Here is a 9,558-nt window from a genome sequence, read left to right on the forward strand (position 1 = left end):
ACGGACGTGTACATGCGCAGAGTTCGTACAGTCGCGGCGCTCGCCACCGCCACGCTCGTCTCGGCGGGCAGTGTGGTGCTCGGCGCCGGCGGGCCCGCCGGCGCGGCCGGCTCCACGGCCACGACGGCCTCCGCCGCGGGGAAGACGGCGGACTTCAACAAGGACGGGTACGGCGACCTGGCCGTGTCCGCGCACGGCTGCGTCGTGGTGATGTACGGCACGGCGACCGGTCTCACCGCCTCCCGGCACCAGACCGTCGGCCACTGCACCGGCCCGAACCAGCCCTGGGGCTTCGGCCTCACGATGACCACGGGCGACCTGGACGGCGACGGCTACGACGACCTCGTGTCCGTCGACCACACGACCTCGGCCGTGACGGTCGACTGGGGCGGCCCCACCGGCCTGTCCTCCCCCACACAGCTCGCGCTCAAGGCGACCTTCTCGAGCCCGATCGTCGCGGCCGACTTCGACGGCGACGGCAAGGACGACCTGGTCGTCGGCGACTCCTATTGGCACACCGAGCTGCTCCGGGGACCCTTCACCCGGGACGGCGCGAACGCCTCGACCAGCCCCGTCGACAACAAGATCTACCCCGGCCGCCTGGTCGCCGGGGACGTGAACGGTGACCATGTGGCCGATCTGCTGTCCGTGGGCAGGAACGCCAGCGACTCCGCCGACGCCAGCCTGGTGCTCGGCTCCAACAGCGGCTTCGGCCCCGCCAAGGTCTTCTCCACCAAGGTCAACTCCGGCTCCATCGCCGACGTCGACGGCGACGGATACGGGGACGTGGTTCTCGGTGCCGGGCTGGAGGGCTACCAGCCGGCGGGCGTCGTGGGCGGCTCCATCGTCGTCCGGTACGGCAGCGCCGACGGGATCAGCACCACCCGCCCCGCGGTGCGCATCAGCCAGGACACCACGGGCGTGCCCGGAGCCGGCGAGAAGTACGACCGGTTCGGCTTCAACGTCGACACCGGGGACGTCAACGGCGACGGCTACGCCGATGTGGCGATCGGTGTGGAGCAGGAGAGCATCTCGGGAGTCAGCACCACGGGTGCGGTGACCGTGCTGCGCGGCTCCGCCAAGGGCCTGACCGCCACCGGCGCGGTGTCCTGGCACCAGAACACCGCCGGTGTGGCGGGTGTCGACGAGGCGTACGACAGGTGGGGGCAGCAGGTCTCCCTCGCCGACATGAACGGCGACGGCCGCAGCGAACTCGTCGTCGGCACGGACTCCGAGAACACCTACGAAGGCAACCTCTGGTACTTCAAGTCGGGCAGCTCCGGCCTGACCACCAGCGGCTCCGTCTCCGTCGGCCCCCGGACGTTCGGGCTCACGCCCGAGCAGCAGTACTTCGCGCGGACCGTGGCCAAGTGAGCGGACGGTAGCGGCAAGGGCAAGGCCCCGGCGCACCGTGCGCCGGGGCCTTGCCCGTGTTGTCCGTCCGGGGCTCAGGCGCCCTCGCCGCCGAAGCGCTCCTTGTACGCCGCCAGGTCCTCGTCCGTCAGCTTGGCGAACAGCACCGGCGGGACCGTGAAGGGCGTGCCGGCCGGGACGGCGGTGAGGGACTTCGCCTCGGCCGCGGTGACCCAGGCCGCGCTGTCGTCGGGGAGGGAGAAGGCCTGGCGCATGGCGGCGGACGTGGCCGGGATCAGCGGCTCCGACACCACCGCGTACAGGTGGATCAGGTTCATCGCCGTACGCAGCGTGAGGGCCGCGGCGTCCTTGTCGGTCTTGATCTGCAGCCAGGGGGCCTTCTCCTCCAGGTAGGAGTTGCCGGCCGACCACAGGGCGCGCAGGGCGGAGGCCGCCTTGCGGAACTGCAGCGCCTCCATGTGCTCCTCGTACTCGGCGAGCAGCCGGGCGATCTCCTCGCCGAGCCGGGCCTCCGCCTCGCCCGCCTCGCCGCCGGCCGGGACCTCGTCGCCGAAGCGCTTCTTCGAGAAGGACAGCACACGGTTGACGAAGTTGCCGAGGGTGTCGGCGAGGTCCTTGTTGACCGTGGCGGTGAAGTGCTCCCAGGTGAAGGACGAGTCGTCCGATTCGGGCGCGTTGGCGATGAGGAAGTACCGCCAGTAGTCGGCCGGGAGGATGTCCAGCGCCTGGTCGGTGAAGACACCGCGCTTCTGGCTGGTGGAGAACTTCCCGCCGTAGTACGTCAGCCAGTTGAAGGCCTTGACGTAGTCGACCATCTTCCAGGGCTCGCGGATGCCGAGCTCCGTGGCCGGGAACATCACCGTGTGGAAGGGGACGTTGTCCTTGGCCATGAACTCGGTGTACCGGACGGGGTTGTCGCCGGCGTCCGCCTCGTACCACCACGACTTCCAGTCGCGGTTCTCCGGGTCCTGGTCGGCCCACTCCTTCGTCGCGCCGATGTACTCGATCGGGGCGTCGAACCAGACGTAGAAGACCTTGCCCTCGGCCGCCAGCTCCGGCCAGGTGTCGGCCGGGACCGGGACGCCCCAGTCCAGGTCACGGGTGATCGCGCGGTCGTGCAGGCCCTCGGTCAGCCACTTGTGGGCGATGGAGGAGGCCAGCTGCGGCCAGTCCTTGTCGTGCCGGGCGACCCACTCGCGGACCTCGTTCTCCAGCTTCGACTGGAGCAGGAAGAGGTGCTTGGTCTCCCTCACCTCGAGATCCGTGCTGCCCGAGATCGCCGAGCGGGGGTCGATCAGGTCCGTCGGGTCGAGCACCCGGGTGCAGTTCTCGCACTGGTCGCCGCGGGCCTTGTCGTAGCCGCAGTGCGGGCAGGTGCCCTCGACGTAGCGGTCGGGGAGGAAGCGGCCGTCCGTGGGGCTGTACACCTGACGGATGGCCCGCTCCTCGATGAAGCCGTTCTCGTGCAGCTTGCGGGCGAAGTGCTGGGTGATCTCGCGGTTCTCGGGGCTGGAGCTGCGGCCGAAGTAGTCGAACGCGAGCGCGAAGCCGTCGTAGACGGCCTTCTGCGCGTCGTGCGCCTGGGCGCAGAACTCGTCGACCGGCAGGCCCTGCTCCTTGGCGGCCAGCTCGGCCGGGGTGCCGTGCTCGTCGGTCGCGCAGATGTACAGGACGTCGTGGCCGCGCTGGCGGAGGTACCGCGCGTACACGTCGGCCGGGAGCATGGACCCCACCATGTTGCCCAGGTGCTTGATCCCGTTGATGTACGGAAGGGCGCTGGTGATGAGGTGTCGAGCCATCGTGGCTGCTCCCAGGTCGCGTTTTCTGCGGTTTCGAACCTTGAAATCGTAGCCGACAGGGGTGGGCCGCCCGCTTCCCGTTTTGCAGGGTGGGAAGGGGCGGCCCGAGGGGTTGTCGGCGGTGACCGTCCGTTACGGGCGCCAGGCGGCGAGTACGCCCTCGTACAGTTCCGTGTCCGTCAGCTCGCGGGGGGTGGGGCCCGCGTGGAAGAAGGACGTGGTGCCGGTCTTCAGCTTGCGGGCGTAGTCGAAGGCCCTGTTGTCGTGGTCTCCGAAGGCGACGAAGGAGAAGAAGACGGCGGGGTGGGTCTGCGCGGCCGCGGTGAGGGCCTCGGTCGCGGGGGTCTTCGCGTCCGGGGCGCCGTCGGTCTGGAAGACGACGAGGGCGGGGGTGCCGCTCTCGTGGTGCTTGTCGTAGTGGGCCAGTACGGCTTCCACGGCGGCGTGGTAGCTGGTACGGCCCATGCGGCCCAGGCCGGCGTGGACGTCGTCGATCTTGGTCTCGTGGTCCGGGTCGAGGGTGAGGTCGGTGGTGCCGTCGACCTCCGTGGAGAAGAAGACGACGTGGACCGTTGCCTCGGGGTCCAGGTGGGCGGCGAGGGCGAGGGTCTGGTCGGCGAGGGCCTGGGCGGAGCCGTCCTTGTAGTACGGGCGCATGCTCGCGGAGCGGTCCAGGACGAGGTAGAGCTTCGCTCGGGTGCCGGTGAGGTCGGTCTTCTTGAGGGTGGCGGTGGCGGCCTTGTAGGCGGTGGCGAGGGAGGGGGTGCGGGACTTGACCTTGGTGAGGGGGGTGGCGGGGGTCTTCTTCGGCGCGTCGGCCTGCGGCGCGTCCGCCTGCGGCGCTTCGGCGGTGTGGATGACCTTCGCCTCGGCTTCGCCTTCGGCGTCCGCGTCGTTCCCACCCGCACCACCCGTGCGGGTCTCGTCGTCGGGTGCGGGTGGCCCCTGTGGGGCGTCCTCGCCGTCGGCGGCCTGCGGTCCGCTCGCCTCCGCGGACTCCGCCTCCGCCTCCGCCTCCGCCCGAGTCTCCTCGGCCTCCCCCGCGGTCGGCTCCTCGACCGGCGTCGCGGTCCCGACCGCCTCCCCGGCGTCGGGCTCGACGCCGTTCGCGGCGGCCGCCTCTTGGACCGGCGCCTCGGCCTCCGCCTTCTCCTCGGCCTTCTCCTCAGCCGGTGCCTCGGCTTCCGCCGTCTCCTCGGCCAGGGACCCGGCCTGCGCCGTCTCCTCGGGCGGGGTCTCGGCTTCCGCCGCCTTCACGGCCTTCGGCTCGTGTTCCGGGCCGGTGCTGGCCTCGGATGCGGTCTCGTCGGCCGGGGTCTCGGCCTGCGCCGTCTCCTCGGGCGGGGTCTCGGCTTCCGCCGCCTCCACGGCCTTCGGCTCGTGTTCCGGGCCGGTGCTGGCCTCGGATGCGGTCTCCTCAGCCGGTGCCTCGGCCTCCGGCTTCTCCTCAGTCGGGGTCTCGGCCTGTGCCGTCTCGTCGGTCGGGGTCTCGGCTTCCGCCGCCGTCTCGGCCGGGGTCTCGGCCTGTGCCGTCTCCTCGGCGGCCTTCTCCTCGGCTGGGGCCGCGGCCTGCGCCGTCTCGTTCGCCGGGGGCTCGGCTTCTGCCTTCTCCTCGGGCTGCGGGGTGGTGGCCGGCTTGGTCCGGGGTTCGGGCTTGGGGGCTGTCGGGTCCGAGGGGTGGGGTGCCTGGATGTTGTCGAAGGCCGCTGACACCAGGTCGTGTTCGTCGGGGGTCGAGCGGCGGGGCTCCGGGACGGTGGGCGTCGGCTCGTGGGGCTCGGGGGTCTGTGCGGTCGGTGCGGGCTGTTGGGCCGGCAGGCGGTCCGCACCCTCTGCCTCGGCGGCGCGTGCCTTGCGTGAGCGGCCGAATGCGTTCCGCAGGAGAGTGAGAATGCCCATGTGCGCAACCCTTCATGAGGTGATGCCCGTCGATCCCTGGCCAGGACGGACACGTAAGGTTAGCGAAGCGGTCAGCGGGGGGAAGCGAGTGACCGGGCCGCCGCGACCTCCTGCCGGAGGGGTTCCAGGACACTGTCCGCCGGCCCGGTGAGATCCGTGCGGACCGGTGTCAGGGTTTCCGCGTCCCGTACGCCCTCGGACAGCTCCCTGAGCTGCAGGGAGATCTGGGCGATCTCGGCCGGTGAGGGAGGCGGCGCCCCGTGCCCGACGCGGACGCGGGCCGCCGTGGTCGCGTCGACGATACGTTCCACCGCCACGACCAGCGGCCACCACGCGGCGGCGCGGCGGCCGGTCGGCGGTGGTTCGGTCAGGGCCCGCTGGAACTCCGTACGGATCATCGACAGGTCGCGGTAGAGGCGGCGGCGCATGCGGGCCCTGGCGGAGGGGTCGTCGGCCGGGGCGAAGGCCGCCTCCAGATACGTCGCCGTGTCCGCCACCGCGTCGGCCAGGCGGTCGCCGACCCGGGTGCGCCAGCTCTCCGGCCAGAGCAGGTAGCCGGCGGTCAGGGCGATGCCGCAGCCCAGCAGCGAGTCCGTCAGGCGGGGCAGGAGCAGCGCCGTGCCCTGGTGGTTCAGGATGTCCGACAGGAGGAGGATCACCGGCGTGATCGCCATCGTCTGGTAGCCGTAGCCGCGCGGGGTCAGTGCCGGGATCAGCGGGGCCAGGAGCAGCATCGCCGGGACGTCCCACCAGCCCAGCGGGACCTCCGCCAGGACCACCGCCGCGATCACCAGGCCCGCCACCGTGCCGAGGGCGCGCAGCAGGGCGCGGGAGAAGACCGAGCCGAAGTCGGGCTTGAGGACGAAGGTGATCGTCAGGGCCACCCAGTAGGAGCGGGGTACGGGGATCAACGACACCAGGGCCTGGGCGATGCCGATGCAGACCGCGAGGCGCAGGCCGTAACGCCAGGAGTTGGCGGACAGGACGACGTTGCGGGCCGCTCGCGCCGTGCGGATGCCGAGCGCTGCCGGGCGGCCCAGGCGGTCGTCGATGCCCCGGGGGTCGACGTCGGGGGCCGTGACGACCTCCGCCGTGTGACGCAGGGCGTGGTCCACCGCGCGGGCGGTCTCCGACACCGGTGCCGGCAGGTCGAGGGCTATCGGGCCCGTGTAGCCGGTTTCGACGGCCTGCGCCAGGTGCTGGAGCGCCTCGGGGATCCGGGACGGCAGGGGCCGGCCGGCCAGGTGGGCCGCGGGGGCCGCCTCCACCACGGGTGTGATGGCGTTCAACTGGGCCAGCAGACGGGTGAGTTCGCTGCTGCGGCCGTGCTGGCGGGCGCGTCGGGCCAGGATCAGGTCGTAGCACTGGTTGAGGGACTGGGTGACGGCGCGGCGGGCGTCGTCGTACTCCTCGGTGCGGTCCGTGCCGGCCACGGTGAGGAGCGTGGCGGCCGTGCGGTAGGCGGCCGCCACCGCCGCGCGTTCGGGGACGCCGGAGCGCAACGGCCAGGCCAGCAGGGCCAGGAGGAGGACCAGCAGGCCGCCGCCGGTCATCAGGGCCGGGGCCAGCCACCACGGGCGGGGCAGGGGCAGGCCCGCTCCGACCACGCAGTTCAGGAGCAGCAGCAGGCCGGAGACCGAGGCCACCGCGCCGATCGTCGAGATCATGCCGGACAGCAGCGCGATGCCGGTGACGGCCGCGACCGCGTACCAGCCGTGGCCGTACGCCAGCGTGCCCAGCGTCACGCCGACCGCGCCGAAGAGCTGCGGGACGGCGATGTTGAGGATGCGCATCCGGTAGGCGTCGGCGGTGTCGCCGATGACACCGGACAGGGCGCCCATGGAGGCGAGGGCGCCGTACGCCGGGTATCCGGCGGCCAGGCCGATGGCGAGGGGGAGGGCCATGGCCACGGCGGCGCGGGCCATGGCGGCCTTGTTGAGGGGAGCCTGCTGGGGGCGGAGGTTCCGGACCAGCCAGTCGGGAGGGGTCAGGCCGATGGGGAACTCGCGCGACATGTCGCCATTATCACCGGTCCGCCGCCCTCTCCCGGAGTCATCCGCGCTGGTGGAGGGTGAGATCCACGACGAGGGCGCGGTGGTCGGTGCCGGCCACGCGCAGGAAGCGGGCGCCGGTCGTGGTGAAGTCCGGGGAGAGCAGGACATGGTCGATCTGGGCGCCGAAGACGGAGGCGGTGCGCGCGGGCCAGCTGGCGGCGCGGTCGTGTCCGGCGAGGCGGGCGGCGTCGGTCATACCCGTGTCGAGGATGCGGCGGAAGGCCGCGTGGTCCTGGGTGGCGTTGAAGTCGCCGGCGAGGACGGTGGGCGTGCGGGTGCCGGCGGCCGCGAAGGCGCGGAGCCGGCCGAGTTCGCGCCGCCACAGGCCGACCTGGCGTGGCAGCGGGGGCATGGGGTGGGCGAGTTGGAGGCGTACGGCGTGCCCGCGCACGTCGGCGACGGCGCCGGGCATGCCCATCGTGCCGCGCACGCCCGCGGTGGGCCGCAGCGGGAAGCGGCTGAGGACGAGGGAGCCGTGGGAGCCGGCCGCGCGGACCGCCCGCCGGTACGGGTAGTCGGTCCCGAAGTCGCCTTCCAGGGTGGACTGGCAGGTGTACTCGCACTCCTCGACGAAGACGACGTCCGGACGCAGGCCGCGGATCCGTGGGACCAGGGCGGGGGTGCCGCGTCCGAACTCCACGTTGGAGGTCAGCACGCGCAGGGTGGCGAGCGGCGGACCGCCGGGCTCGGTGTCCTTGCCGTACGGCTCCTGGTACCAGGCGAGCAGGCCGAGTACGGCGACCCCGCACACCAGGCCCGGCCACCAGCGGGCCAGCAGCGCGCACAGCAGGGCGAGGCAGGTCGGCACGAGCAGCCAGGGCAGGAAGGCGAGCAGCTGGGGTACGGGGGTGACGCCGTCGGTGTCGGCGGCCCGGCAGCCGGCCACCACACCCACCGCGGCCAGCAGCAGTCCGGCACACCAGACGCCGAGCCTGCGTCCGGGGCGTCGGTCCACGGGCCGAGCCTACGGCGGACCGTCCGCCCGCGCCAGGAACTTCCCGAGGGCCGCGGGCAACTGGGCGGTGCCGTCTACAGGTTGTGGATAGCGGCGTGGACACCGGAGGGTTCCGGGTGAACCGCCGGCGTCATCTACAGGTTGTGGATACCGGCGGTGCCGACGCCGACGCCGACGCCGATGCCGACGCCGGTGGGGGTGGGGCCGGTGCGGGTCGGGGTCCCGCCGGGCCGGCCCGGCGCACACGGCGGGTCAGCCAGGTGGTGAGGGCGACTGCGAGGCCCAGGCCGAGCAGGAGCCAGGAGACCGTGCGCAGGGTGCCGGTGAGCGCGTCGTAGACCGCGCCGACCGCCGGGTGGGACACGCCGTCGGGCAGGTCGGCGAGGGTGAGGCCGCGGCCCACGGCCAGGGCCAGGGCGAGCAGTCCGCCGCCCAGGGCCGTGCCCAGCGCGGTCGCGGCGACGGCGCGGCGGCGGCGGACCGCCAGGGCGATACCGGTGGCGGCGAAGGCGAGCGCGGCCACCGGGAGCCAGAAACCGGCGACTTCGAGCACGTGGAACCCCTTCCGGAGAAAGGCCAGTCGTTCAGCCGGGAGCACCGGGACCGTGGTGTGTTCCACCGGGATGCGTGCGGCGAGCGGCACATGGTCCCGGGTCAGCCGACGCTTCACCTGGTCGGTCACGGGGGCGAGGTCGACGGTGACCGCACCCCCGGCCGGGCCGCCGTCACCGTCGTCGCGCAGGGCGCGCAGCACCGCGTCGTGGGTGACCCGGTTACCGGTGTCCCAGGCCAGCTGGAAGGCCTCGGTCTGGGTGAAGGAGCGCACCGCGTCGTGCACGAACGGGCGGACGGAGCCGCGTACCGGCCGGACGTCCAGGTGCTGGTCCACCGCGCGCAGGATGTCGTCACCGACCGTGTCCGCGACGGCCTCCCGCACGTCCGGGTCGGTGGCGAGCGGCGCCATCGTGGTGACGTACCGGCCCGTGTCGGCGAGCCCGTACGCCGCCCAGGCCGCCAGCGCGCCGAACGGCACGAGGAGGCAGGACAGGGCGAGCAGTACGGCCGACAGGGCGCTCCTGAGACGTGGGGGCACGCTTCCAGACAACGGCCCGCGGAACGCGGTCGCGAGCGGGGCGCGTGCGTTCGGGCGACGGCCGGGCCGAACGGGTGTCCTGCGGGCCGCACCCCTTGGCGGCACCGGCGACCGCGCTCTCCGGTGGAGGGTTCACCTGAACGGGTGTTTCCTGGTGGGGGGAGAAGGAGGCGATCGACGCGCACCGCCCCTGCGGAGCCCCCGTAACTGCGGCTGACGCGGCGTGGTTTCGCTCCTTGTGGACCTCCGGGTCTCCGGCTCGTGGAGCCGGAGCGTGACGGGGGGTGAGGGAAGAGGGGAACAGGGGCCCGGCCGCACCTCGCGCACCAGCAGGTCGTGCACCCGGACGACGTGCCGCGTTTCGCCCGGCTCGGCGCCACCGCG

6 protein-coding genes are annotated in these 9,558 nt (G+C 72.8%); 1 reads left to right on the forward strand and 5 read right to left on the reverse strand.

Annotated elements, in window-relative coordinates; genetic code table 11:
• Positions 1–12: 12 nt before the first annotated feature.
• On the forward strand, positions 13–1,374 hold the full coding sequence (locus ACWC94_RS06895) for an FG-GAP and VCBS repeat-containing protein (protein ID WP_450795317.1): 1,362 nt from the start codon (positions 13–15) through the stop codon (positions 1,372–1,374).
• Between the two features lie 74 nt (positions 1,375–1,448).
• Here ACWC94_RS06895 and metG read toward each other — a convergent pair whose 3' ends face one another.
• The 5 genes from metG to ACWC94_RS06920 all read right to left on the reverse strand — a co-directional run bounded on the left by metG (position 1,449) and on the right by ACWC94_RS06920 (position 9,174).
• Positions 1,449–3,173, reverse strand: a complete 1,725-nt coding sequence (metG, locus tag ACWC94_RS06900) for a methionine--tRNA ligase (protein ID WP_450795318.1) — start codon at positions 3,171–3,173, stop codon at positions 1,449–1,451.
• A 132-nt stretch (positions 3,174–3,305) separates the two neighbouring features.
• A complete protein-coding gene (locus ACWC94_RS06905; protein WP_450795319.1) occupies positions 3,306–5,072 on the reverse strand; it encodes a VWA domain-containing protein in 1,767 nt (588 codons plus the stop codon).
• 71 nt (positions 5,073–5,143) lie between these two features.
• Positions 5,144–7,087 carry an FUSC family protein gene (locus ACWC94_RS06910; RefSeq protein ID WP_450795320.1) on the reverse strand — a complete coding sequence of 648 codons (1,944 nt, stop codon included), beginning with the start codon at positions 7,085–7,087 and terminating at the stop codon, positions 5,144–5,146.
• Positions 7,088–7,124: 37 nt separating this feature from the next.
• Entirely contained in the window at positions 7,125–8,081 is a 957-nt protein-coding gene (locus tag ACWC94_RS06915) for an endonuclease/exonuclease/phosphatase family protein (protein WP_450795321.1), read from the reverse strand.
• Positions 8,082–8,211: 130 nt separating this feature from the next.
• On the reverse strand, positions 8,212–9,174 hold the full coding sequence (locus ACWC94_RS06920) for a hypothetical protein (RefSeq protein ID WP_450795322.1): 963 nt from the start codon (positions 9,172–9,174) through the stop codon (positions 8,212–8,214).
• Positions 9,175–9,558: the final 384 nt, after the last annotated feature.

This window comes from Streptomyces sp. NPDC001135, assembly GCF_053598395.1.